Origin of the sequence: Pseudomonas sp. 3296 (genome assembly GCF_031456615.1) — a bacterium.
Taxonomy (GTDB): Bacteria; Pseudomonadota; Gammaproteobacteria; order Pseudomonadales; family Pseudomonadaceae; genus Aquipseudomonas; species Aquipseudomonas mucoides.
Genome location: NZ_JAVDUY010000008.1, coordinates 197866 through 223020, shown reverse-complemented (window position 1 = coordinate 223020; position 25155 = coordinate 197866). Strand labels below are relative to the sequence as shown.

Annotated in this window: 17 protein-coding genes; 7 read left to right on the top strand and 10 right to left on the bottom strand. The window is 58.2% G+C overall.

Features of this window, described 5'->3' with window-relative positions:
- Positions 1 to 35: 35 nt before the first annotated feature.
- Positions 36 to 2495, bottom strand: a complete 2460-nt coding sequence (locus tag J2X66_RS22910) for an EAL domain-containing protein (RefSeq protein WP_310268879.1) — start codon at positions 2493 to 2495, stop codon at positions 36 to 38.
- 178 nt (positions 2496 to 2673) lie between these two features.
- Between J2X66_RS22910 and J2X66_RS22905 the strand changes: the two genes are divergently transcribed.
- A complete protein-coding gene (locus J2X66_RS22905; protein ID WP_310268876.1) occupies positions 2674 to 7365 on the top strand; it encodes a hypothetical protein in 4692 nt (1563 codons plus the stop codon).
- A gap of 12 nt (positions 7366 to 7377) precedes the next feature.
- On the opposite strand, the gene J2X66_RS22900 is transcribed toward J2X66_RS22905, so the two are convergent.
- The 5 genes from J2X66_RS22900 to J2X66_RS22880 form a co-directional block, all read right to left on the bottom strand.
- On the bottom strand, positions 7378 to 9195 hold the full coding sequence (locus J2X66_RS22900) for an ABC transporter ATP-binding protein (protein WP_310268872.1): 1818 nt from the start codon (positions 9193 to 9195) through the stop codon (positions 7378 to 7380).
- Positions 9188 to 9790 (bottom strand): DsbA family protein, encoded by a 603-nt coding sequence (locus tag J2X66_RS22895; protein ID WP_310269284.1) that lies wholly within the window; start codon positions 9788 to 9790, stop codon positions 9188 to 9190. Before J2X66_RS22895 ends, J2X66_RS22900 begins: the two co-directional genes overlap by 8 nt.
- Before the next feature lie 42 nt (positions 9791 to 9832).
- A complete protein-coding gene (locus tag J2X66_RS22890) occupies positions 9833 to 10774 on the bottom strand; it encodes a rhodanese-related sulfurtransferase (protein WP_310268870.1) in 942 nt (313 codons plus the stop codon).
- Positions 10775 to 10876: 102 nt separating this feature from the next.
- A complete protein-coding gene (locus J2X66_RS22885) occupies positions 10877 to 11176 on the bottom strand; it encodes a BolA family transcriptional regulator (RefSeq protein WP_008151216.1) in 300 nt (99 codons plus the stop codon).
- A gap of 12 nt (positions 11177 to 11188) precedes the next feature.
- On the bottom strand, positions 11189 to 11716 hold the full coding sequence (locus J2X66_RS22880) for a DUF2059 domain-containing protein (protein ID WP_027924097.1): 528 nt from the start codon (positions 11714 to 11716) through the stop codon (positions 11189 to 11191).
- Positions 11717 to 11908: 192 nt separating this feature from the next.
- Between J2X66_RS22880 and J2X66_RS22875 the strand changes: the two genes are divergently transcribed.
- Positions 11909 to 13303, top strand: coding sequence for a class II fumarate hydratase (locus J2X66_RS22875; protein ID WP_310268865.1), 1395 nt, complete (start codon positions 11909 to 11911; stop codon positions 13301 to 13303).
- Between the two features lie 93 nt (positions 13304 to 13396).
- On the opposite strand, the gene J2X66_RS22870 is transcribed toward J2X66_RS22875, so the two are convergent.
- The gene (locus J2X66_RS22870; protein WP_310268862.1) at positions 13397 to 14356 is read right to left on the bottom strand and encodes a DMT family transporter; all 960 of its coding nucleotides are present in this window, start codon (positions 14354 to 14356) and stop codon (positions 13397 to 13399) included.
- A 182-nt stretch (positions 14357 to 14538) separates the two neighbouring features.
- Between J2X66_RS22870 and J2X66_RS22865 the strand changes: the two genes are divergently transcribed.
- Positions 14539 to 14733 (top strand): DUF6316 family protein, encoded by a 195-nt coding sequence (locus J2X66_RS22865; protein ID WP_310268860.1) that lies wholly within the window; start codon positions 14539 to 14541, stop codon positions 14731 to 14733.
- A 111-nt stretch (positions 14734 to 14844) separates the two neighbouring features.
- Here J2X66_RS22865 and J2X66_RS22860 read toward each other — a convergent pair whose 3' ends face one another.
- Both J2X66_RS22860 and pap read right to left on the bottom strand, forming a co-directional pair.
- A complete protein-coding gene (locus J2X66_RS22860) occupies positions 14845 to 16029 on the bottom strand; it encodes a thiolase family protein (protein ID WP_310268858.1) in 1185 nt (394 codons plus the stop codon).
- Between the two features lie 102 nt (positions 16030 to 16131).
- Complete coding sequence (pap, locus tag J2X66_RS22855; RefSeq protein ID WP_310268854.1) at positions 16132 to 17646, bottom strand: polyphosphate:AMP phosphotransferase; 1515 nt, start codon at positions 17644 to 17646, stop codon at positions 16132 to 16134.
- A 192-nt stretch (positions 17647 to 17838) separates the two neighbouring features.
- On the opposite strand from pap, the gene mnmC reads away from it, so the two are divergent.
- A complete protein-coding gene (gene mnmC, locus J2X66_RS22850; RefSeq protein WP_310268851.1) occupies positions 17839 to 19818 on the top strand; it encodes a bifunctional tRNA (5-methylaminomethyl-2-thiouridine)(34)-methyltransferase MnmD/FAD-dependent 5-carboxymethylaminomethyl-2-thiouridine(34) oxidoreductase MnmC in 1980 nt (659 codons plus the stop codon).
- Between the two features lie 6 nt (positions 19819 to 19824).
- Here the strand turns inward: mnmC and J2X66_RS22845 are convergent, their stop codons facing one another.
- Positions 19825 to 20004, bottom strand: coding sequence for a hypothetical protein (locus tag J2X66_RS22845; protein ID WP_310268848.1), 180 nt, complete (start codon positions 20002 to 20004; stop codon positions 19825 to 19827).
- 284 nt (positions 20005 to 20288) lie between these two features.
- Between J2X66_RS22845 and J2X66_RS22840 the strand changes: the two genes are divergently transcribed.
- The 3 genes from J2X66_RS22840 (at position 20289) to J2X66_RS22830 (ending at position 25142) form a co-directional block, all read left to right on the top strand.
- On the top strand, positions 20289 to 22061 hold the full coding sequence (locus J2X66_RS22840; protein ID WP_310268846.1) for an N-acetylglutaminylglutamine amidotransferase: 1773 nt from the start codon (positions 20289 to 20291) through the stop codon (positions 22059 to 22061).
- A gap of 3 nt (positions 22062 to 22064) precedes the next feature.
- The gene (ngg, locus tag J2X66_RS22835; protein WP_310268843.1) at positions 22065 to 23810 is read left to right on the top strand and encodes an N-acetylglutaminylglutamine synthetase; all 1746 of its coding nucleotides are present in this window, start codon (positions 22065 to 22067) and stop codon (positions 23808 to 23810) included.
- A 141-nt stretch (positions 23811 to 23951) separates the two neighbouring features.
- Positions 23952 to 25142 (top strand): osmoprotectant NAGGN system M42 family peptidase, encoded by a 1191-nt coding sequence (locus tag J2X66_RS22830; protein WP_059182357.1) that lies wholly within the window; start codon positions 23952 to 23954, stop codon positions 25140 to 25142.
- Positions 25143 to 25155 lie beyond the last annotated feature (13 nt).

Below are 25155 nucleotides of genomic sequence, written 5' to 3'. Positions count from 1 at the left end.
CTTTTGATTGTGATTGTTCGGATCAGCAAGAGATTTCAACGGAACGTGCCCGGGGCCTTGAACAACAAAGGCTGAGGCCGGGCAGGACGACTTTGCAAACTATCGCAGGTAAACAGATGCGGGCGTTCAATCACATACCCTTGAGCGAAATCGACCCCGATTTCCAGCAATGCCTGCTCGATCTGGGGTGACTCTACAAACTCGGCAATCGTGCGCTTACCCATGACATGGCCGATGTGGTTGATCACTTCGACCATGGCGCGGTTAATCGGGTCGTCCAGCATGTCCTTTACGAAACTCCCGTCGATCTTCAAGAAGTCTACAGGCAAATGTTTCAAGTAAGCGAACGAGGACATTCCGGCGCAAAAGTCATCAAGCGAAAAGTGACAACCTAAACCCTTGAGCTCATTGATAAATCTGATTGCACTGCCCAAATTGGAAATAGCACTGGTTTCAGTGATTTCAAAACAAATCATTTCAGGCGGAATGGAATAGTTAACAAACTGTTCACGCAGGAAGTCCAGAAACGCCTCATCTCCGATAGTAGTACCTGACAGATTAATCGCACACATGGCTAACGGACCTTTACGCGCCTCCGATATACATTGGGCAATGACCTTGAAGACGTTCTCCACGACCCAGCGATCAAGTGCAGTCATCAAGCCATAACGCTCCGCCGCCGGAATAAAACTGTCCGGCAGGATCATACGGCCGGCTTCGTCATGCAGGCGCAACAGAATTTCGATATGCCCGCCCCCGCGCTCGGTATGCCCTAGCGGTGCGATTTCCTGGGAGTACAGGCAAAAGCGATCCTCTTCCAGCGCCATATGCAGACGCTGGACCCAGGCCATCTCGCCAAAGCGCAGCGACAGCTCCGAGTCATCGGCGTGATAGACCTGAACTCGATTGCGCCCTTTTTCCTTGGCCATGTAACACGCCATATCTGCAGCACGCAGCGAGGCTTCAAGGGAAGTTGGCGTTTGGGCCAGATGAACCAGCCCGATGCTCACCGTCGTCACGAAGGGCCGGCCTTTCCAGACAAAGTGCAGGTTCTGGACGGTCTGGCGCAGGTTCTCGGCAATCTTGTCGGCCGCTTCCGGCGCGCAATTCTCCAACAAGATGCCGAATTCGTCGCCACCGAGGCGGGCCAAGGTGTCACCTTCGCGCAAGCCCGATTGCAACAGCGCGCAGATATGCCGCAGCAACTCGTCGCCCGCCGCATGGCCGCAGGTGTCATTGACCAGTTTGAATTGATCCAGATCGAGAAACATCAGGGCATGACGCCCGGAATGCCGCGTCAGGTTGTGCAGTGCCTGCTCCAGCCGAAACTCGAACTCTCGGCGGTTGGCGAGCCCGGTCAAGGCGTCATGAGTCGCCTGCCAGGACAGATTGGCAATGTATTGGCGCTCCTGCGTCATGTCATGCAACACCAGCACGGTGCCGCTGACCTTGCCCGCATTGCGAATCGGCGAGCCGACCAGCGTCACCGACACCGTGCTGCCATCCAGACGCTGAATAAGCTTTGAATGTTCGCTGCCACCGCTGAGTTGTCCGCTCAAAATATGTTCGATCAACGTGAATCCGTCAGCCTGGGCGTTTTCGTCGAGCAAGTTGAATAACGCCGCCAGCGGCAAGCCTGTCGCCTGTTCGGCTTTCCAGTGGGTCAGCGCTTCCGCTGCGGGATTCATGTAGGCGATAGCGCCTTCGACATCCGTAGTGATCACCCCGTCTCCAATGGATTGCAGAGTGATCTGCGCCCGGTCTTTCTCCAGTTGCAGCGCCTCGGCGAACTCATGGCGCTGCCTGAGCAACTTGTGGGTACGCAGCAACGCCAGCGCGATCAGGCCCAGCGCCGTGGCGAGGTTGGTCACCAGCAGCAACCGGAGAATCAGGCGCGAGCCTTCACCCAACGCATCGCTGAACGCTTTGGCAGCGGGCGTCACTGCATCGTTGATGGCAAATATCCGATCCTTCCAGTGCCAGATATCGGCGGTGGTGGCCTGACCTTCGGTAATGCGCTGGTGCATCTCTTGCGCCACGTCATTGAGTTGCAGCAGGTACGCGTCGCCCACCGTCCAGCGGTCAATGGCTTTTTCAAGGTAGGTGAAATGGCGGAAATTGAGGTAGAGCCAGATCAGACTGGAAACGTCGTCGGGGTGGTTACCCCCTTTGAGGATCGCCACTCGCGCGGCTTCGATATCGGGTGGCTGGAGATCCAGCGCCACACGCAATTCGTGGCCACCCTGAGGGACGGCGATGGCGTTCTGGTATTTGCGGAAAATCGCCTCGTCGCGATTGTCAGCGTAGAGGTTGAGGTAATAGATGGCGTCCTTTTGGCCCTTTGACCATAGGCTTTCACCGGCAACGTAGCCGCGCACCGCCGACAGAACGTACAGGCTGACGCCACCCAACAGGGCCTGAAACAGCACGACGGCAATAAATGGCCAGACGATGCCCAACAACCGTGGCGTTCCGAGAGTCCGGGTTTGATTCATGAGGTCCCTTGTTTTAGCACTGCCAGATCATCATCCCAACGTGATCGCTATAGCTAGACTAGGGTGCGTTCCCGATCCCGGCAAGCAAACCGTCGCCACCGCCAATATATATGTACCGCATTGACTGCCCTTGAAACTCCGAAACTGAGCGTCCACTTCCAGGCGCAGACTCTTTTTTATGTCGACCACCCTTTCTCTGACAACCACCTCGCACCAACAACATACAGCGCAACTGGCTGAATATGACGCGTTGATAACATCTCTGCGCGATGCCAAGGCCAACGCCATTGCTCTGCCCGGGATCTTTCTTTCGCTCCAGCCTCATTCTCCCCTTGCCCAAGAGCATGATAGTGGCCAGGCACACCTGCAAAAACTGCTCGAGACGCCGGACTACCTCGATCTGCGGCGTTCGAAGGGAGCAAGCACCCGCTTCAACTTCCTGTCGGTCGTGTTCAGGGACGGCCGTGCGGTCTATGAAACGGCCGATGCGGGCGGAAACAGCATCACCCTGCCGTTAAACGATCACATAGCATTGCGCAGCCTCGCGGGAAAGATCGAGAAAACAGCCCTGAACATCGGCGGACAAATACGCTCCGACCGACTGCTCAGTCTGTCTCAGATCCTGTGGTACTACGGCCTGCAGCCAGAGCAGCCTCAAAATGCCGACACGCTGAGCACACTGATCCTGGAGTTGGAGGAAAGGCGGGCCAATCATCTGCTCGGTCTTGAAAACGGCCTGGATCTCGGCAATCTCATCCGCCAAACCGACCACAGGCCCATACTTGACGCAGTCAGCCTGATCCTTGAAGAAGATGAGACGTCTGTCCTCGAAAGCCTGGGCAAGGAAGCGCTGGTCAATATTACTGGCGAACAGTTGCGCGCTAACCCTGCGGTCTACCTGGACAGGCTACTCAACGGTAGCAAAGCGCGGAGACTGGCAACGCAGCTGCTCGGCGCGCTGGACTGGTACGGCGCCGGAACCGGGGAAGACACCGACCCCAATATCGAGGCCAGACTGGTCGCCGAGGCCATCCGACGCTGGTACAGCCTGACGGGCGACGAACCGGATGACACGATTGCACGCTTTCGACTTGAACAGCCTTCAAACTGGGGCAAGAGCTATCAAACCCTGCGCAGCGAGTTTGAAGCCTATCTGATTGATTCGGACCGTGTGACTACGCCTAACGAAGCCATCTTGCTCGCACGCCTGCTTCTACCCCAGCTACCCTCTGAATTTCAGGTACGTGACATACCGCAAGACCTGCCCTATAGAAGTTCAGCCGTGTGGGTGAACTTTGTCCATGGTGTGACGCTCGCGGAGGCCATGAAGCCGAACGCGATCAATCGCATGAGCTTCCAGCAACTGGTGGACTTTCCTCTTCAGCAGGCTATGCAAGCTAATCAACAAGAGCTGGAGCTCATCGCATTGTGCAGATTGCCTCCAACTCTCGAGTGGGCCATTGCCGCCGGCGTTATTGCTCAGAAAACTGATTCAGATTACTCAGCGGAGGAAAAGGCATTAGCTGTTAAAGCACTGGACGATCACAGCGACGCCTTGAGAGAAGCCATCATTCAAATGGATGTCCACTATCCAGAAAGATCGGCTATTGCCGATGGGGAAATAAAAACGTATTTCAAGGACGCCTTGCACATGGGGCACGATGGAGAGATGGAAAAAGTATGGGGCGAAAACCGAACTTTCTTCGCGTTCATTTCCGATGGACGAAAATTGATTGAAGACTTCGCAAATACTGAAGGCGGTGGAATTTTACAGCCTCCCCCACTAAAAAATAAAATCTACACTTTTAAAGATGTTTATATTTCGGGAGCCCTGAATAAAAATAGAAGCTGGTTTATCACATCGAAAGACGGAATACATAAAAGCCGTTACAAAATCAGCCTTAACGCAGATCGCACACTAAAAACCGATGCGCCCTGGCTTCCTGCATCACTGACTAACCGCCCCCTGCCCGACATAAATAAATTATTTGAATCGACGTTCAACAATTACCTTGAACTGAGTAAAAATGCGTACCAAACACTGCTGAAAAGTCAGTTTGCTTCACTCCCCTATGTTGATCGTCGAGCCATTGAGCGGGGGGAAGTAAAGATCTATACCTTGAGGAAACCCACCAGCAATTTAAAACTGGAAGACGAGACGTCGGAAATCACGCTACCTCTGCGACTTCGAATGGGTTTTATTTTGCAGATCTCTTATGAGTCCAGGGTTTCCCATTACGAATGTTTACCACGTTCCGGGATTATTCGAAGGCGCACTGATTTCTCATTGGCCATGCTCAATGGAAAACAACAAGCCCAGCAAATCAAAGGATCGATCCTCGGAAACACTGATGTCATCAAGGTGCGACGTGGAAAAAGCGTTCCATTTGACTGGGCCGCTCATGAAACAGGTAGTTTCCCGAAAAAAAACGCACGGTGTGATGCAATCATTGAGCAATTGGGTAATACATTTACTGCGTCTACCCTGCGCATCGAGAGCGAGCAGCTTGCGCGTTCCACCGTTACGACTTCCCGCGCCATGGAACTTGCCACTTTCATTGCCAGAAACTTTTTCTACTATGACGAAAAACTGCTTCGCGCCGCAGCCTGGGGCGAAACAGAGATAGAACGTATCGTTGCGCGCCCTCACTGGCTGGACTCAGTAAAAGGGTTTATACCGTTCTGGGGCAGCATCACCGACCTGCTTTCAGGCGATCCAAATAAAAAGGGATGGGCCATTTTTGGCCTGATTGTGGATGTGGTTTCGTTTGCATTTCCCTTGGGGAAGTTTGTATCGGGCTCAGTGAAACTGGTCTCCATCACTGTCCGATCGGGTGTACGCGCCACCCTTCCGCGATTTGGCGTGCTGACTGAAAAACTGCTTGTTTCGTCCGTACAAAACGTCATTCCTTTCTATGGTCTCCCGACGTTAGCGCTACGGCTCTCGGGTGGAGTGCTGCGAAGTTTGTATGCAGGCGTTAAATTCGCGGTCAAAAAATCGTACAACAGTTTGAAACCCGGACTCGGCAGAGCCGGCAAGTACAGTTTCATCGAGGGTTTGCCTCAAGCAACGGATCCGGGGCACTGGAAGCCCCTTGCACAGGGTGACCAGTTGGGCTCGGTCTACGGTATCGAAGACATAGCGATTCGTCGTACCAACTCCGGTGGTACGTCATCCTATCATTTGATCGCCCCCCTATCGGGCAAGCCCTACGGTCCACGATTGACCGCAGATATCGGAGAGCTGTCGATCGGCAGATCCGGATACTCCCGTATAAGTGAAGTTGAAAATAAGGTCATTTTCGATATTCCTGAAAATGCTCGAGTACATCAGATTCCGGAAGTAGACGGTCGAACGACGCTGCTGATCGATGAAATCCCCTACAGACTGGATCAAGGGGCATTACGGCGCGTAGACACTATCGATGCCAGCAAAACCCTGCTTACCAAACCCTGTCGAGTACGTCGAGGTGTAAATGAGGTTTGCCTTAACAGCTTCGTTTATCGCAAGGCATCACCGACTCCCGAGCCTGGAAGCTTTGATCCGGTGGAAGATTTCTGCCCGTGGTTCGGCGATCGAATTTACACCCCCGCTCCGGTGAAACCGGGTCGTCTTGTACCCGTTCTGGCGCTCGACGGCCAACTCTATACAGGGTCGGGTGAAACCTTAAAGTTGTTCACCGGCAAAAAATCCGATTTGGGACTTCCCAAACGCATGCTCCCCAAGGCACGTCTCGAGGGAACCATCGAGTTTCAAAAAGGAATATATGGACGGATCCGGGTCAAAGGCGTTCAAGAAGGACTGGATGATGATATGCGGCAAGTCAGTACGCTGATCATTGAGTCAAAACTCGATGCGAAAAAAGAGTATCTCTTCACTCAGCTTAACGCGACCGACTACTACTTCGCTGAAATTGCCAAAGGGCAAAGCCTCACGGGATCACATAGATTGCAACGCATCCCCGACTCTGCGTTGCAAAGCGATCCCGTGTACAAGGAACTCTTCAAAGTGTTTACCGGGTCGATGCAAGCAAACAATACGGTCGCCATCTACGGAGTGGAAAAAGTGAAAGAGGCATTGCGTACAATGGATGAAATTGCAATACCACTGGGTGGCTTGGCCAATCCACCGGCAACAATGACTCGAGTAAAAGTCAGCACCACACCGGGTCAAGCTGTCATGTTTGACCATCAAACCCGCATGATCGTTTGCAAATTCCCCGTAACAACCAAAGCCTGGACGCGGAGCAAAGAAGCGCCCGAGTTATTGCGCGAAAGAACTGCACGGATCTTCAACACGTTGTTTGATAAACCGCTCTACAAACCCAATGAGCGGAACACCCTGCAGATTTCCAACGCAATGAAAGAGCTTCAGACCATTATTAAGAAAAAGAAGAGCATGGACAGACCACGAAACATAGCCTATGCCGAAGTTTCCCATGCTGACGGAAACACCGAAGTGTATGTCAGCGTTTCCGGTAGCGGGGGTGACACCGGTTTTCTACCCCTTTTTGCAAAGCAGCCCCATGCAAAAGAAGTGAAGATCGGCAACACCACCTACATCAACGTGGATCACAAGACACAGTTCCCGAGAACATCACTCCATACGACAGCTGAGGGGCAGTTTCAAGCCGTCCCTCGCACCATCGACAACATGGCGACCTATACACCTGAACTCACCCTGCGACCGACCTCGCTGGATAGCGAAAGCAAGCTGATCAGAGTCATACGAGAAAAATACCCGAACGACGCCACTCGTAGCCCGGTGACCGTCGCGACCACCATGGCACCGTGCGACTCCTGCTCAGTGGTGATGCAGCAGTTTGCACACACCGGTGGCAAAGACGCGCTGAAAGTTATCTGGGACTGAACTGCGCACGGCTTAGTGCTGCTGCAAATGCCCATAAAGCTTGGCGTACAACCCACCATCGGCAATCAACTGCTGATGGTCACCATCCTCTGCAATCTGTCCGCCATCAAACACCAGCACCCGATCAGCCTGTTTCACCGCCGACAACCGGTGCGCAATGATCAGCGTGGTGCGGTGGCTGAGGAACCGCGCCAGTGCCTGATGCAGGTTGTATTCGGTGGCAGCATCCAGCGCCGAAGTCGCCTCGTCGAGAATCACCACTTTGGGTTCGGCCAGTATCATCCGCGCAATCGCCAGGCGTTGGCGCTGGCCGCCGGACAAACGCACGCCGGAGCGCCCGACAATGCTGTCCAGGCCATTGGGCAACTCTCGAACCGTGTGTTGCAGTTGCGCAATTTCCAGTGCCTGCCAGCAGGCTTCATCACTGCGTACACGGCCCATCGTCAGGTTGGCGCGAATGGTGTCGTTGAACAGCGCTGGATGTTGCAGGACCACGGCGACGTTTTCGCGCACGGTTTCCAGGCCGATCTCCTGCTGGGTCGAACCACCGAAGCGGATGGTCCCGGCCAACGGCGTGTACAACCCCAGCAACAGTTGCACCAGCGTACTTTTGCCACCGCCACTGGCGCCGACAATCGCGACTTTTTCACCGGGGGCGATGGACAGATCCATCTTGTTCAATACCCACTCATCACCATAACCGAAGCTCAGGCCCTGCACTTCAATACCCACTGTATCGCGGCCCTGGAACGGGTCGACACCACCGGGATAATGCGGCTCATCTGCCCTGGCCAACAGCTCGTTGATCCGCGACAACGCACCGCCGGCGGCGTAATAGGCGTACTGCAAATTCAGTAATTGCTCCACCGGGCCGATCATGAACCACAGGTAGCTGAATACCGCCAACATCTGGCCGATGGACAGGTCGGAGAACAACACGGTGAGCATCGCCGCCGCGCGAAAAATATCGATACCGAACTGGAAAAGCAGGCCGCTCGCACGGTTCGAGGCATCGGTTTTCCATTGCGAGCTGATCGCGTAATCGCGCACTTCCCGGGCCCGCAGGCCAAGACGACCGAGGAAAAAACCCTGGCGGTTGCCAGCACGCACTTCCTGAATCGAGTCGAGGGTTTCGTTCAGTGCCTGGGTGAAGCGCGAGGTGCTGTCGTTTTCGAGTTTCTTCAGGTGTTTGACCCGCTTGCCCAGCTGCACCGTGGCGTAAATCACCAACGGATTGAACAGCATGATCAGCAGCGCCAGTTTCCAGTGCATCCAGATCAGAATGCTCGCGGTGCCGACCAGCGTCAGCATCGCCACGAGGAAACGGCTGAGGGTTTCGCCGACGAATTTGTCCAGCGTGTCCAGGTCGGTGACCAGGTGCGTGGTCACCGTGCCGCTGCCCAGGCTTTCGTATTCACCCAGTGAAATGCGCTTGAGCCGCTCGATCAGCCGGGTGCGAATGCGATAGACGATGTCCTTGGCCAGCGCCGCAAACAATTTCGCCTGTATCACGTTGAACAACAAGGCACCGCAGCGCAGCAACAAGGTCACGAACAACATCAGGCCGATGTAGCCGGCAGCTTTCTGCCAGCCTTCGGGCAGGGCGTGGTTCATCACCTTCAGCGCGGCGTCACCGTGGCCCAACAACACTTCGTCCACCAGCAACGGCAGCAGTAATGGAATCGGCACGCTGCACAAGGTCGCCAGCACGGCGACGCCATTGGCGATCCACAGGGATTTTTTATGGTGCAGGGCCAGTCGGCGGATTTCGGCCCAGCTCAGCCGATCGACACGCGCGGGAGCCGGGACGTCATCAGAACCATCATGCACAGGCAGCGCGCTCCAGCCAGCGGCCGAGCAACGGGGACAATTCACTCAGCGGCTGATAGCCATTGGTCAGCAGCGCCAATTGACCATTGCGTTCTGCCAGCAAGGTAGGGAAACCGGCGATGCCCAGGTCCTGGACCCAGGTAAAATCGGCCGCCGTGGCAACGTGCATATCGGAACAGTCAAACAAGGCAGCGAATTCGATGCGCGGCAGACCGGCCTTCTCGGCCAATTCCACCAGCACGCTGGCGTGAGTGACGTCGCGACCTTCAGCGTAGAACGCGTGCTGGATCAGGCCCAGCAGTTTCCATGCACAATCCGGCGCCAGGGCACGCGCGGTCACCAACGCCCGGCAGGCAGGCTCGGTGTCATACACAAAGCCGTCCGGCAATGCGCCTTCTGTCTTGAACGGTTGGCCGGTGGCTTCGGTGACCGCCTGCCAATGCTCAAGAATGTAGCGCCGAGTGGTCGGCTCCAGCGCCGCACCACTGCCGGTGCGCAAACCACCGACGATCAGATGCACCTCTACGCCCGCCGCACGCGCCTGGTCGACCAAGGCATTGGCCACAGGCGCAAAACCCCAGCACCAGGAACACATCGGATCCATCACATAGAGCAGACGGCGGCGCGCAGACATGGTTCAAGCCTCGGAAGGGGTTTGCTTGTAGTTGTAGCCGATCGGGTGAGGCAAGTTGCGCGCCTTGGCCAGTTCGATCTGCTTCTGCCGATCAATGGCACTGCGCCGGGTCTTCTCGCTCAGCGTATCCCAGCAATGCGGGCAGCTGATGCCGGCGATGTAATGCTCGGAGGCGCGGTCTTCAACGCTGATCGGCGTACGGCAGGCATGACATTGATCGTAGTCGCCTTCGCTGAGGTCATGCCGCACGGTCACGCGGTTGTCGAACACGAAGCAGTCGCCCTGCCATTTGGTTTCTTCCTGCGGCACCTCTTCGAGGTACTTCAGGATGCCGCCCTTGAGGTGATAGACCTCATCGAAGCCTTCGCTGAGCATGTAGCTCGACGCCTTCTCGCAGCGAATGCCACCGGTGCAGAACATCGCCACCTTCTTGTGCACGGCCGGGTCGAAGTTGGCTTTGATATAGTCAGGAAATTCGCGAAAACTGGTGGTTTTCGGGTCAATGGCGCCTTCAAAGGTGCCGATCGAGACTTCGTAATCGTTACGGGTGTCGATCAACAACACTTCCGGATCGCTGATCAGCGCATTCCAGTCCTGTGGATCCACGTAGGTGCCGACCTTTTTGTTCGGGTCCACGCCTTCAACGCCGAGGGTGACGATTTCTTTCTTGAGTTTGACCTTGGTGCGGTAGAACGGCTGGTCGTCGCAGTACGATTCTTTGTGATCGATATCGTCCATGCGTGGGTCGTTCTTGAGCCAGGCCATCAGCCCGTCAATGCCTTCGCGGCTGCCGGAGACGGTGCCGTTGATGCCTTCCTCGGCAATCAGCAGCGTGCCTTTGATGCCGTTGTCGACCATCGCTTGCAGCAGTGGCTCGCGCAGGGCGACGTAATCTTCCAGGGTGACGAACTTATACAGTGCCGCCACGACAATCTGTTGTGTCATGGGTATTTCTCCAGGTGGCTACCCTCGCAAAGGGTGAACCGGATTCAAAAAAAAACGCGCCGGGTGAGCGGCGCGTTGCAGATTCTAGCAAAAAACGCGGGTTTAATGCTTGCTGCCGCCAGCACAGGTCGGCGAGGCCGGAGCCGCGTCGATCTGTGCCCATTCCTCAGGCGTGTAGGTATGCAGCGCCAACGCATGAAACTCGCCCATCAGCTCGCCGAGCGTGCCGTAGACTTTTTGATGACGCTTGACCCGGTTCAGCCCTTCGAATTGCTGGCTGACCACCACAGCTTTGAAGTGGGTCTGCAACCCACGGCTGTGCATGTGGCTTTCATCCAGCACTTGCAAATGCTGCGGCTGTAACAGGCCCAGCGTTGATTCGATGCGTTGTTGCATGGTCATACCGAACTCCGCTTAAGGCTTTTTCTTGGCTGCTGGAGCGGCGGCGCCTTTCGGGTCCAGCTCGGCAGTCATGTCAGCCAACAGTTTGTTGACCACAGGCACTGCGCTTTCCAGCTTGGCTTGAGTCATCTGGGCCGATTGCTGAGTCAGCTGCGGCATTTTTTCCAGGACTTTCTTGCCCAGCGGCGACTGGTAGAACGCGACCAGGTCTTTGAGCTCGGACTCGGTGAAGTTGGTGGTGTAGAGCTTGACCATGTCCGGCTTCAGCTTGTTCCAGCCAATGGCTTGGTCCAGCGCGGCGTTGGCTTTGGCTTGATACGTTTCCAGCAAGGCTTTTTTCGATTCAGGGGCTTTGGTCTGTTCAAAGCGCTGAGCGAACATTTGCTGTACTTGCATGTACACCGGAGTGCCCAATTTGTCAGCGTGCGCCAGGGTCAGGAAAGCTTCGGCACTGGCGTTGTGGCTGGCGGTATCGGCAAAAACTGGGCCGCTGGCGCAAACCAGTGCAACCGCGGTACAGATGGCACGAAGACGAGTCATCGAGTTTCCTTTTCTAGCAGGCGAGGTAAAACCCCAAGGGCGTCCATTCTGCGCCTAAAAAAGTGTGTCGCTCAACCCCAAGCCTTGTCAGGCCTGAATTAGAGGGGTTGAAGAGGCAAAAAACCTTCAGATGGAACCACGGCCGACGATCACGGCCTAAACTGCGCTATCAGACCTACAGGAGTGTGCATGATGAGCCGTATCGAAACCGACAGCCTTGGCCAGGTGGAAGTCCCGGATGAAGCTTACTGGGGCGCTCAGACGCAACGCTCGCTGATTAACTTCGCCATCGGCAACGAAAAGATGCCGCTGGCGGTGCTGCACGCCCTGGCACTGATCAAGAAAGCGGCGGCGCGGGTCAACGACCGTAACGGTGATGTGCCCGCCGACATCGCCCGGCTGATCGAACAGGCCGCCGACGAAGTGCTCGATGGCAGCCACGATGACCAGTTCCCGCTGGTGGTCTGGCAGACCGGCAGCGGCACCCAAAGCAACATGAACGTCAACGAAGTGATCGCCGGCCGCGCCAACGAACTGGCCGGCAACCCGCGCGGCGGCAAGTCGCCGGTGCACCCCAACGATCACGTCAACCGCTCGCAAAGCTCCAACGACTGCTTCCCCACCGCCATGCACATCGCGGCGGCTCAAGCCGTGCAACAGCATTTGCTTCCGGCCATCAGTGAACTGTCGGGCGGGTTGGCGGAGTTGGCGGCGCGCCACATGAAACTGGTCAAGACCGGCCGAACGCACATGATGGACGCCACGCCGATCACTTTCGGCCAGGAAATCTCGGCGTTCATCGCGCAACTGGATTACGCCGAACGGGCTATCCGCAGCGCGCTACCCGCCGTGTGTGAGCTGGCCCAGGGCGGCACCGCCGTTGGCACCGGGCTGAATTCGCCCCACGGTTTTGGCGAAGCGATTGCGTCCGAGCTGGCGGCCCTTTCCGGCCTGCCCTTCATCACCGCACCGAACAAATTTGCGGCGCTGGCCGGTCACGAGCCGCTCACGACACTTTCGGGGGCGTTGAAGACCCTGGCGGTGACCCTGATGAAAATCGCCAACGACTTGCGCCTGCTAGGATCCGGCCCCCGCGCCGGTCTGGCCGAGGTTAAATTGCCGGCCAATGAACCGGGCAGCTCGATCATGCCGGGCAAGGTCAATCCGACGCAGTGCGAGGCGCTGTCGATGCTGGCCTGTCAGGTGTTGGGCAATGACGTCGCCATCGGCTTCGCGGCGAGTCAGGGCCATTTGCAATTGAACGTGTTCAAACCGGTGATCATCCACAACCTGCTGCAATCGATCCGACTGCTGGGGGATGGCTGCAGCAACTTCCAGCAGCACTGCATCGCCGGGCTTGAGCCGGACGCAGAGAAAATGGCAGAACACCTGGAGCGGGGGTTAATGCTGGTGACGGCACTGAATCCGCATATCGGTTATGACAAGTCGGCGGAGATTGCCAAGAAGGCGTATGGCGAAGGGCTGACCTTGCGGGAAGCGGCGTTGCAACTGGGGTATCTGACGGATGAGCAGTTTGAGGCCTGGGTAAGGCCGGAGAATATGCTGGAGGCTGGGGCCAAGGGCTGAGATTTTAGTCCGCCATCGCGGGCAAGCCACGCTCTCACAGGAGAATATGATCCCTGTGGGAGCGTGGCTTACCCGCGATGAACGATGACGCGGTTAACCTGCTGCCATCCGGACCTTACGAGCCTTGAGCCCCGCCATCAACGAAGGCCCTAACGCCACCAACGCCGACCCCAACACCACCAGCACCGCCCCGCCATACCCTAGACCGTTGATCGTCTCGGCATGCACATAATCGGGCCACAACCACGCGGCCACGGCCACCGCGACAAACGTCACCAACGGCGTGATTGCCAGCGTCGCACTCACTCGTGAAGCTTCCCAATGGGCCAGCGCTTCGGCAAACGCGCCATAGGCAATCAGGGTATTCATGCAGCACGCCAGCAACAGCCAGCCTTGCAGCGGGCTCAATTGCAGCGCTTCAAGCGGATGCACCCACGGTGTCAGCAACAACGCGCAGAACAGGTAAATCACCATCATCACCTGCAACGAATTCCACACCGTCAGTAATTGCTTCTGCCCCAAGGCATAGAAAGTCCAGACCGTGGACGCCAACAACACCAGCAGCACGCCCGTGGTGTATTCGGTCAACGAAGTGAGCAACTCGCCCAGGCGCTGATTGAAGAACAGGGCGAAACCGATCAGCAGCACCAACAGGCCAATCCCCTGCCCCACGCTGAAACGTTCCTTGAACACAAACAGACTGGCGATCAGCAACATGATCGGGCCCATCTGCACCACCAGTTGCGCGGTGCCGGGGCTGAGCAGGTTCAGGCCCATCAGGTACAGCAAGTAGTTGCCGACCAGACCGAGCACCGCCATCAACACCAGCCAGCCACCTCGCGGGCCGAGGACTTTGCGCGTTGGCAAACGTTTGGTCGCGGCCAGATACACAAACAGGCAACCACCGGACACGATCAGGCGAAACCAGGTGACGGTCACCGGGTCCATCACCAGCAGCACTTGCTTGAGCTTGATCGGCAGGATTCCCCACAACAGCGCAGTCAACAGGGCCAGAAACAAACCGTAAACCCAGCGACCGGATGAAATGTGCATGCGAACCCCAACAGCCTGATGGCGAGAAACACCATTCTAGGCGCAGCGGCGTCTGGCACACAGGGACAGTTGGCGAGTGGACGCGAATGAAACTGTGCAGGTCGCAGCGGCCGTCGATCAGTTGGCCGGGCACAGTCGCAGGTTCGTGCATAAGCTCAGGGGATTCCCCCAAGGAGATCGCCATGTACGGCATGCGCGCCCAGGACAACGCCCCCGCGACCCACTTTCGCTGCGACCGGTTGTGTCGTGTGAATGGGGAACTGTATTTCAGCACTCGGGAAAATACGCTCGAAGGGCCGTTTGATAATGCCGAGGCGGCGGCACGGGAGATTCAGGCGTATATCGAGCGGATGCAGATTTTAAGTGCCCGCCGTTAGACCGAGGCGCTGCCTTCGCGAGCAGGCTCACTCCTACAATTGAAATGCGATCAACTGTAAGAGTGAGCCTGCTCGCGATAGCGATTGATCAGGCGACACCGTTTTGCGACTTTAACGCACCGCTTCAAACAACCCCGTCGCTCCCATCCCGCCACCCACGCACATGGTAACGACGCCATAACGCAAATTGCGCCGCTGCAATTCCCGCACAAGATGTCCGACCTGACGCGAACCCGTCATGCCAAACGGATGCCCGATGGAAATCGAGCCGCCATTGACGTTGTACTTCTCGTGATCGATCTCCAGCCGGTTACGGCTGTACAGGCACTGCGAGGCAAACGCTTCGTTGAGTTCCCACAGATCAATGTCGGCAACCTGCAAGCCCTTGGCCTTGAGCAACTTCGGCACCGAGAACACCGGGCCAATGCCCATTTCATCCGGTTCACACCCGGCGACCGTAAAACCACGGAAGAACGCCTTGGGCTTCAACCCCAGCTCCAGGGCTTTTTCCAGGCTCATCACCAGCGTCATCGACGCCCCATCGGACAGTTGCGAGGAGTTGCCCGCCGTGACGGAGCCGTCTTCGGCAAACACCGGTTTCAAGCCGCTCAGGCTTTCCAGCGTGGTGTCCGGGCGGTTGCAGTCGTCGCGATCGACGATGCCATCGAGGATTTGAATCTGCCCGGTGGCCTTGTCTTCAACCCGATACTTCACCGCCATCGGCACGATTTCGTCATCGAACAGACCGGCGGCCTGAGCCTTTGCCGTGCGCTGCTGACTTTGCAACGCATACAGATCCTGCGCTTCTCGGCTGACGTTGTAGCGACGCGCGACGATTTCGGCGGTCTGGCCCATCGGGAAATAAATGCCCGGCACCTGCTCTTTCAGCAGTGGGTTGATCAGGTTGTCGGTGTTGACGCTTTTCATGGTCAGGCTGATGGACTCGACGCCACCGGCAACGATGATGTCGCTGCAACCCGACGCAATCTGGTTGGCGGCGATGGCAATCGCCTGCAAGCCCGAGGAGCAAAAGCGGTTGAGGGTCATGCCGGCGGTGCCGATGCCCAGACGCGACAACACGGCCACGTTGCGCCCGATGTTGTAGCCCTGCGCGCCCTCGTTGGAGCCGGCACCGACAATGCAATCCTCGACGCTGGCCGGATCGATGCCGGTACGCGCCAACAAGGCATCGACACAATGCGCCGCCATGTCGTCCGGACGGGTCTGGTTGAACTTGCCGCGAAAGGATTTGGCCAGGCCGGTCCGCACGCTGTCGACGATCACCACTTCACGCATGGCATACCTCATTGTTGTTGTCGGTTGAGAGTGGACCGAGCATAAGTCCACCTCATAACCGACCGCGACAATCATTCACCCCGCGTATGCGTAACCATCGCTTCAGTTCTTGCGCTTCTTGGCCCTCTTATCGGACTTTTCGAACGCGTCCTCCAATGCCCGATTGATCGTGCGCAGGACTTTGACCCGCGCCCAGCGCTTGTCATTGGCTTCTACCAGGGTCCAGGGCGAGATTTCGGTGCTGGTGCGATCGACCATGTCGCCAACGGCGGCGCGGTAAGCGTCCCATTTATCGCGATTGCGCCAATCGTCTTCGGTGATCTTGAAACGCTTGAAGGGAATTTCTTCCCGGGCCTGAAAACGCTCCAGCTGGGTCTGCTTGTCGATGGCCAACCAGAACTTGACGACGATGATGCCGGAATCGGAAATCTGCTCTTCGAAGTCGTTGATCTCACTGTAGGCCCGCAGCCAGTCTGCGGGCGGACAGAACTCTTCGATGCGCTCCACCAGCACCCGCCCATACCAGGACCGATCAAATACCGTGAACTTGCCCTTGGCCGGCAAGTGGCGCCAGAACCGCCACAGATAGGGCTGTGCCCGTTCCTCTTCAGTGGGTGCGGCAATTGGCACGATGCTGTACTGACGCGGATCGAGCGCCGCCGCGACTCGCCGGATCGCCCCGCCCTTGCCCGCCGCATCATTGCCTTCGAACACCGCCACCAACGCGTGCTGGCGCATGCGTTTATCGCGCATCAGACCGGAGAACCGCGCCTGCTCGGTAATCAGCTGTTCTTCGTAATCTTCCTTGTCCAGCTGCTGGGTCAAGTCGAGGCTGTCGAGCAGGTTGATCTGATCGATATGGATCGGCAGCGGCGCGGCGTTGACCTTGTCGGGATGAACCTTGGGTCGTTTGAGCGCATTTTGCAGGCCTTCGAGCAGGATCTTGCCCACCGCCAGGCTGCGATAGTGGGGGTCCGCCCCTTCAATCACATGCCACGGCGCGTAGTCGCGACTGGTGCGACGCAATACACGCTCGCCGTACTTCACGAATTTGTCGTAGGTCCGGGATTGCTGCCAGTCCAGCGGACTGATGCGCCAACTGTGCAGCGGATCGTCGGCCAGAGCCTTGAGGCGTGCCTTCATTTGCTTTTTGGAGAGGTGGAACCAGAACTTGACGATCAGCGCACCTTCGTCGCAGAGCATTTTTTCAAAGCGCTCGGACTGGTTGATCGACTGATCGAGCACGGCATCCTTGAACAGGCCATGGACCCGGCCTTGCAGCATCTGGCTGTACCAGTTGCCAAAGAAAACCCCCATGCGGCCCTTGGCCGGCAACATCCGCCAGTAACGCCAGGCCGGTGGCCGCGCCAGCTCTTCGTCGGTCTGCTGGTCGAAGGTGCGGACTTCGATCAGTCGCGGGTCCATCCATTCGTTGAGCAGCTTGACGGTCTCGCCCTTGCCGGCGCCTTCGATGCCGTTGATCAGGATGATCACCGGGAAACGTTTTTGCTGCTGGAGATCGAATTGCGCTTCCAGCAAGGCTTCGCGCAGCGCCGGCACCTCGGCGTCATAGGTTTCTTTGTCGATGGCGTGACCGATTTCGGCGGATTCAAACATGGACGACTCCCTTTCCAGATTGAGCAAGACTAGCGGATTGACCTCCCTTGCGTGGGAGAAATCCCTCACTTCACTGCCGCAATAGTTTCGTGTAGCAGCTGCCGAAGGCTGCTACAAGTCTTCCGCTGCCATAGATCAAGCATCACCACGGCGATCGGCTAGAATGGCAGCCTTGCCGTTGCCGAGCCTGCCATGAAACCTGTATTGCCTCACGCCCAACTCGACTGGGACGACCAGGGTCGCCCGTATTCGCGAGTGTTCGACGACGTGTATTTTTCGGACAAGTCCGGTCTTGAAGAAACCCGTTACGTGTTCCTTGAACAAAACAATTTGCGAGAGCGTTTTGCGGCGTTAGCGGACGCAAGCCGCTTGGTCATAGGCGAGACCGGTTTCGGCACCGGGTTGAATTTTTTATGTGCCTGGCAATTGTTTGAGCAACACGCTGTGGCGGGTGCACGACTGCACTTTGTCAGTGTCGAAAAGTACCCGTTGAACGCACCCGATCTGCAACGGGCACTGGCGTTATGGCCAGAACTCAAACCTTTCGCCGATCAATTGCTCGCGCAATACGTGGCCATCCATCAAGGCTTCCAGCGGCTGGTCCTGGACAACGGCCGCGTCACCCTGACGCTGCTGATTGGCGATGCACTGGAGCAGTTACCGCAACTGGATGCGCAGATTGACGCCTGGTTTCTCGACGGTTTCGCCCCGGCGAAAAACCCCGACATGTGGACCGCCGAACTGTTTTCCGAACTGGCACGGCTGGCAGCGCCGGGCTCGACCATCAGCACGTTCACCAGCACGGGTTGGGTGCGTCGCCTGCTGAATGCGGCGGGCTTCAAGATGAAGCGCACGCCTGGCATCGGCCACAAATGGGAAATCCTGCGGGGCGTGTTTCTCGGCTGGCCTGAAGACAGCGCCGTACCCGCTACGGCAAAACCCTGGTTTGCTCGCCCGACGCCGCTGGACGGCGAACGTCATGCGCTGGTGATCGGTGCCGGACTGGCCGGCTGCGCCACGGCCGCGAGTCTCGCTGCACGGGGTTGGCAGGTCAGCGTGCTGGAGCGTCACGACGCGCTAGCGCAAGAAGCCTCAGGCAATCCACAAGGCGTTTTGTACCTTAAGCTGTCGGCCCATGGCACGGCTTTGTCACAGTTGATTGTCAGTGGTTTTGGCCACACCCGTCGGTTGCTGGAGCATTTGCAGCGCGGTGTCGACTGGGGCGATTGCGGTGTACTGCAATTGGCCTTCAGTACCAAGGAAGCGGAACGTCAGGCGCAGTTGGCGGCAGCGTTTCCCGAAGACCTGCTGCACCTGCTTGATCGCGAAACAGCCGAGCGTCGCGCCGGTGTCGCGCTGCAATCGGGTGGCCTGTTTTACCCCGAAGGCGGCTGGGTGCATCCACCCGCCCTGTGCCACTGGCAAGCCAAGCATCCGAACATCCGGATTCTGACCCATCGTGATGTGCTGGAGCTACGCCGTGTCGACGGGCAATGGCAAGCGTGGGACGGCACATCACTGCTGGACGATGCTCCCGTGGTGGTGCTTGCCGGCGCGGCTGAGATCAAGCGTTTTCCCTACAGCAGCGAGCTGCCGCTCAAACGAATTCGCGGGCAGATCACCCGCCTGCACCAGACACCTGAAAGCCAAAGCCTGAGCACCGTAGTGTGCGCCGAAGGGTATGTCGCTCCGGCACGTTTGGGTGAACACACCCTCGGCGCGAGTTTCGATTTCAATAACGATGACCTGACCCCCACGGCTGCCGAGCATGCCGGCAATCTGCACATGCTCGAAGAAATCTCGAGGGACCTGGTCGCGCGACTCGGTGCAGACACCTTGCAACCAGAAGCACTTGAAGGGCGCGCAGCGTTTCGCTGCACCAGCCCGGATTACTTGCCGATTGTCGGCCCCTTGGCCGACAGCCAGGCATTTGCCGACGCCTACATCGCCCTGAGCAAGGATGCCCGGCAAACTCCGGACACCCCTTGCCCATGGCTGGACGGTTTGTACGTCAACAGCGGTCACGGTTCACGGGGGCTGATTACTGCGCCGTTGTCGGGCGAGTTGCTGGCAGCGTGGCTGGATGACGAGCCGCTGCCATTACCCAGAGCCGTGGCTGAAGCCTGTCATCCAAACCGCTTTGCCTTGCGGCGTTTGATCCGGGGTCAGTGAAACCGCTCAACCGTCCGCCAGAGAGCAAGTACCCAGCTCCACCATTTTCATGACGTCCTCGGTCAAGCGCTCGAAAACGGCGTTCTCCGTCGTTTCTTTTTCGGTCTTGATCACCGAAACCTGACGGAGATAATCGGCCGTCGCCAGGCTCTCGGCTTTATCGAAGACCGCTTGTTCGGCCACCATCAGATGCAGGGGCGTCCTTGAATGCCGTCCATGTTGCAGCCCGCGCGGACGACGCCCACTCCTCTGGCAAACAGAGTTCTCGCGCCTGTTGCTCGTTCAAGCGGGCAACGTCGTCTTTGTACAGCCCCCCCAACTCTTTCGGGTAAGGCCGTCCGGTTCACTGCGGCGGCTTATTACTTATCGATCTAAAACTCCCGCGGTCCCATCGGGTCAGTTTCTGAGTACCCGCCGTTTTGGCCGGGTATCGATTGACCCTCCCCAACGGAAAAACCGGTAAGGACTTTATGTGCGGATTAGCTGGCGAGTTACGCTTTGATCATCAACCTGCGGACCTCGCGGCCGTTGAACGAATCACCCATCACCTGGCCCCTCGCGGCCCCGATGCGTGGGGTTTCCATGCCCAAGGGCCGATTGCGCTTGGTCATCGTCGGCTGAAAATCATGGACCTGTCGGACGGTTCGGCGCAGCCGATGGTCGACAATCAATTGGGCCTGTCCCTGGCCTTCAACGGCGCGATCTACAACTTTCCGGAATTGCGCACCGAGCTCGAAAGCCTTGGTTATTCCTTCTATTCCGGCGGTGACACCGAGGTACTGCTCAAGGGCTATCACGCCTGGGGCGAAGCCTTGCTGCCCAAGCTCAACGGCATGTTCGCCTTCGCTATTTGGGAGCGCGATGCCCAGCGCCTGTTCATCGCCCGCGACCGTCTCGGCGTGAAGCCGTTGTACCTGTCGCGCACCGGCCAGCGCCTGCGCTTTGCCTCGGCGCTGCCAGCGTTGCTCAAGGGTGGCGACATCAACCCGATACTCGACCCGGTGGCGCTCAATCATTACCTGAACTTCCACGCCGTGGTCCCGGCACCGCGCACCTTGCTGGCCGGTATTGAAAAACTGCCGCCAGCCACCTGGATGCGCATCGAAGCCGATGGCCGCACCGAGCAGAAAACCTGGTGGACCCTGCCCTACGGCCCTCGCGCCGACGAAATGAACCTGACCCTGGAAGACTGGCGCGACCGGGTGCTCGACAGCACCCGCGATGCGGTGGCGATTCGTCAACGGGCGGCGGTCGATGTCGGCGTACTGCTATCGGGCGGCGTCGACTCGAGTTTGCTGGTCGGGCTGTTACGTGAAGTCGGCGTGGAAAACCTGTCGACCTTCTCCATCGGTTTTCAGGATGCCGGCGGCGAACGCGGCGACGAGTTCCAGTATTCGGACCTGATCGCCAAGCACTACGGCACCCAGCACCATCAATTGCGCATCGACGAAAAAGAGATCATCGAACAACTGCCCGCTGCGTTCCGCGCCATGAGCGAGCCGATGGTCAGTCATGACTGCATCGCCTTTTATCTGCTGTCCCGCGAAGTGGCCAAACATTGCAAAGTGGTCCAGAGCGGCCAAGGCGCGGATGAGTTGTTCGCCGGGTATCACTGGTATCCGCAAGTCGACGGCGCCGCCGACCCGTACACTGCGTATCGCGAGGCATTCTTCGACCGCAGCCATGACGATTACGCCGCCACCGTGCAGCCGAAATGGCTGACAGCGAATGACGCCGCCGGTGACTTCGTGAAGGAACATTTCGCACAGCCCGGCGCCGATGCGGCGGTGGACAAAGCCCTGCGTCTGGACAGCACGGTGATGCTGGTGGACGACCCGGTCAAACGCGTCGACAACATGACCATGGCATGGGGCCTGGAAGCACGCACGCCGTTTCTCGACTATCGACTGGTGGAGTTGTCGGCCCGTGTGCCGGGCAAATTCAAACTGCCGGACGGCGGCAAGCAAGTGCTCAAGGAAGCGGCGCGCCTGGTGATTCCGGGTGAAGTCATCGACCGCAAGAAGGGTTACTTCCCGGTGCCCGGCCTCAAGCATTTGCAGGGCGATACGCTGAACTGGGTGCGCGAACTGCTGCTCGATCCGAGTCAGGATCGCGGTCTGTTCAACCCGGCGATGCTCGACCGTTTGCTGACTGACCCGCAGGGTCAATTGACTCCGCTGCGCGGCTCCAAGCTGTGGCAATTGGCGGCCTTGAACCTGTGGCTCAGCGAGCAAGGAATCTGATCGATGAAACCCCACGCCACGGCCTATAGCCAACGCTTGTTGCGCGGCCAGACACCTTCTTATGAACGCTTGCAGGCGCGTCTCGCCGAAGACGGCAGCGAACTGAGTGCGCAACCGATTGCCGTGCATTGCGGCTGGGGCCGGTTGCTGATCGGGCACACCTTTCCCGACCCGGCCAGCCTTGCCGAGGAGTTGCTCAATGAGCAGCCGGGCGAGCGCGACATTGCTTTATACGTTGCCGCGCCCCAGCAGATTTTGGGGCTGGAACCGGCGCAACTTTTTCTCGACCCTTCCGACACCTTGCGTTTGTGGTTCAGCGATTACCGTCAAGCGACTCGTGTGTTTCGCGGCTTCCGCATTCGCCGGGCACAAAGCGATGCGGACTGGCAGGCGATCAATCAGCTGTATCAGGCGCGCGGCATGTTGCCGATCGATGCAAACCTGCTGACCCCTCATCATTTGGGTGGCCCTGTGTATTGGCTGGCGGAAGACGAAGACAGCGGCACGATCATTGGCAGTGTCATGGGCCTCAATCACCACAAAGCATTCAACGATCCGGAAAACGGCAGCAGCCTGTGGTGCCTGGCGGTCGATCCGCATTGTTCGCGGCCGGGCGTCGGTGAGGTGTTGGTACGGCATTTGATCGAACACTTCATGAGCCGTGGGCTGAGTTACCTGGATTTGTCCGTTTTACATGACAACCGACAGGCGAAAAGCCTTTACGCCAAGCTTGGTTTTCGCAACCTCTCGACCTTTGCGATCAAGCGCAAGAACGGCATCAATCAGCCGCTGTTCCTTGGGCCTGGTCCGGAGGCGGACTTCAATCCGTATGCGCGAATCATTGTCGAGGAAGCCCTTCGCCGCGGCATTGATGTGCAGGTCGATGACGCCGATGCCGGCCTGTTCACCCTCAGTCATGGAGGGCGCCGGGTACGTTGCCGCGAATCCTTGAGCGACCTGACCAGCGCCATCAGCATGACCTTGTGCCAGGACAAGAGCCTGACCCACAAAGCGCTCAAGGCCGCAGGTTTGAACCTGCCTTCGCAACAACTGGCCGGCAACGCCGATGACAACCTGGCATTTCTCGATGAGCACGAGCGGGTGGTGGTCAAGCCGCTGGATGGCGAGCAAGGCCAGGGGGTTGCCGTTGACTTGCGAACCATTGAAGACGTGCAGCAAGCCATCGAAGCCGCCCGCACGTTCGACAGTCGAGTGCTGCTGGAAAGCTTTCACGAAGGCCTGGACCTGCGGATTCTGGTGATCGGGTTTGAGGTGGTGGCGGCGGCGATTCGGCGCCCGGCCGAGGTAGTCGGCGACGGTCAGCATTCCATTGGCGCGTTGATCGAAGCCCAGAGTCGACGGCGACAGGCAGCCACCAGTGGCGAGAGCAAAATCCCGCTCGATCATGAGACCCAGCGCACGTTGCACGCCGCGGGTTACGACTACAGCAGCATTCTGCCGGCGGGTGAGCATTTGTTCGTTCGGCGTACGGCGAATCTTCATACCGGCGGGGTGCTGGAGGATGTCACCGCGATTCTGCATCCGACCTTGGTTGATGCGGCGGTACGGGCGGCACGAGCACTGGATATCCCGATGGTCGGGCTCGACTTGATGGTACCGGCGGCCGATCAGCCGGAGTATGTGTTTATCGAAGCCAATGAGCGCGCCGGTCTGGCCAACCATGAACCGCAGCCCACGGCTGAGCGGTTTGTGGATTTGTTGTTTCCGCATAGTCAGCCGGCGGTCTAGCTCCTTCTTGATCGTTCCCACGCTCTGCGTGGGGATGCCTCATCGGACGCAGAGCGTCCGCCCTTGGGACGCAGAGCGTCCCTCGCTGCATTCCCACGCAGAGCATGGGAACGATCAGCTCTTCACTCATCAGGAGTTTCCATGACCACTAAAATCCCTGAACCGGATCTCAACTACCTGCAAAAAGTCCTGCTGGAAATGCTCGCCATTCCCAGCCCCACCGGGTTCACCGACACCATCGTGCGCTATGTCGCCGAGCGCCTTGAAGAATTGGGCATCCCCTTCGAAATGACCCGTCGCGGGACTATCCGCGCCACCCTCAAAGGCAAGAAAAACAGCCCCGACCGTGCGGTGTCCGCGCACCTGGACACCATCGGCGCGGCGGTTCGCGCCGTGAAAGACAACGGACGCCTGACTCTGGCGCCGGTCGGTTGCTGGTCCAGTCGTTTTGCCGAAGGCAGCCGGGTCAGCCTGTTTACCGACAACGGTGTGATTCGCGGCAGCGTGTTGCCGCTGATGGCTTCCGGGCACGCCTTCAACACCGCCGTGGACGAAATGCCGATCAGTTGGGATCACGTCGAACTGCGCCTCGATGCCTATTGCGCCACCCGCGCCGACTGCGACTCGCTGGGGATCAGCGTCGGTGATTTCGTGGCCTTCGACCCCTTGCCGGAGTTCACCGAAAGCGGCCACATCAGCGCCCGTCACCTGGACGACAAGGCTGGCGTTGCGGCGTTGCTCGCGGCGCTGAAAGCCATCGTCGACAGCGGCGAGGAGTTGATGATCGACTGCCATCCGCTGTTCACCATCACCGAGGAAACCGGCAGTGGCGCGGCGGCCGCGCTACCGTGGGATGTCAGTGAATTCGTCGGTATCGACATTGCGCCCGTCGCGCCGGGCCAGCATTCCAGCGAACATGCGGTGAGCGTGGCGATGCAGGATTCCGGCGGGCCCTATGACTATCACTTGTCGCGACATTTGCTGCGCCTGGCCAGTGACAACGAGTTGCCCGTGCGCCGCGATCTGTTTCGTTATTACTTCAGCGATGCGCATTCGGCGGTGACGGCCGGGCACGATATTCGCACCGCCCTGCTCGCCTTTGGTTGCGACGCCACGCACGGTTATGAGCGTACGCACATCGACAGCCTGGCGGCGTTGAGTCGCTTGCTCGGCGCCTACATCCTGAGCCCGCCAGTGTTTGCCAGTGACGCGCAGCCAGCGAAGGGGTCGCTGGATCGGTTCAGTCATCAGATCGAACATGAGACGCAGATGGAAAGTGATACGCGGGTGCCTTCGGTGGACAGTCTTGTCGGGCAGCGCTCTGATAGCTGATCCCGACATTTGT

What these genes read in the sequence shown, in the direction of transcription:
- J2X66_RS22910 (WP_310268879.1), bottom strand. Translation starts at nt 2,495, where the DNA reads ATGAATCAAACCCGGACTCTCGGAACGCCACGGTTGTTGGGCATCGTC.
- J2X66_RS22905 (WP_310268876.1), top strand. Translation starts at nt 2,674, where the DNA reads ATGTCGACCACCCTTTCTCTGACAACCACCTCGCACCAACAACATACA.
- J2X66_RS22895 (WP_310269284.1), bottom strand. Translation starts at nt 9,790, where the DNA reads ATGTGTTCCTGGTGCTGGGGTTTTGCGCCTGTGGCCAATGCCTTGGTC.
- J2X66_RS22890 (WP_310268870.1), bottom strand. Translation starts at nt 10,774, where the DNA reads ATGACACAACAGATTGTCGTGGCGGCACTGTATAAGTTCGTCACCCTG.
- J2X66_RS22885 (WP_008151216.1), bottom strand. Translation starts at nt 11,176, where the DNA reads ATGACCATGCAACAACGCATCGAATCAACGCTGGGCCTGTTACAGCCG.
- J2X66_RS22880 (WP_027924097.1), bottom strand. Translation starts at nt 11,716, where the DNA reads ATGACTCGTCTTCGTGCCATCTGTACCGCGGTTGCACTGGTTTGCGCC.
- J2X66_RS22875 (WP_310268865.1), top strand. Translation starts at nt 11,909, where the DNA reads ATGAGCCGTATCGAAACCGACAGCCTTGGCCAGGTGGAAGTCCCGGAT.
- J2X66_RS22870 (WP_310268862.1), bottom strand. Translation starts at nt 14,356, where the DNA reads ATGCACATTTCATCCGGTCGCTGGGTTTACGGTTTGTTTCTGGCCCTG.
- J2X66_RS22865 (WP_310268860.1), top strand. Translation starts at nt 14,539, where the DNA reads ATGTACGGCATGCGCGCCCAGGACAACGCCCCCGCGACCCACTTTCGC.
- J2X66_RS22860 (WP_310268858.1), bottom strand. Translation starts at nt 16,029, where the DNA reads ATGCGTGAAGTGGTGATCGTCGACAGCGTGCGGACCGGCCTGGCCAAA.
- pap (WP_310268854.1), bottom strand. Translation starts at nt 17,646, where the DNA reads ATGTTTGAATCCGCCGAAATCGGTCACGCCATCGACAAAGAAACCTAT.
- mnmC (WP_310268851.1), top strand. Translation starts at nt 17,839, where the DNA reads ATGAAACCTGTATTGCCTCACGCCCAACTCGACTGGGACGACCAGGGT.
- J2X66_RS22845 (WP_310268848.1), bottom strand. Translation starts at nt 20,004, where the DNA reads ATGGTGGCCGAACAAGCGGTCTTCGATAAAGCCGAGAGCCTGGCGACG.
- J2X66_RS22840 (WP_310268846.1), top strand. Translation starts at nt 20,289, where the DNA reads ATGTGCGGATTAGCTGGCGAGTTACGCTTTGATCATCAACCTGCGGAC.
- ngg (WP_310268843.1), top strand. Translation starts at nt 22,065, where the DNA reads ATGAAACCCCACGCCACGGCCTATAGCCAACGCTTGTTGCGCGGCCAG.
- J2X66_RS22830 (WP_059182357.1), top strand. Translation starts at nt 23,952, where the DNA reads ATGACCACTAAAATCCCTGAACCGGATCTCAACTACCTGCAAAAAGTC.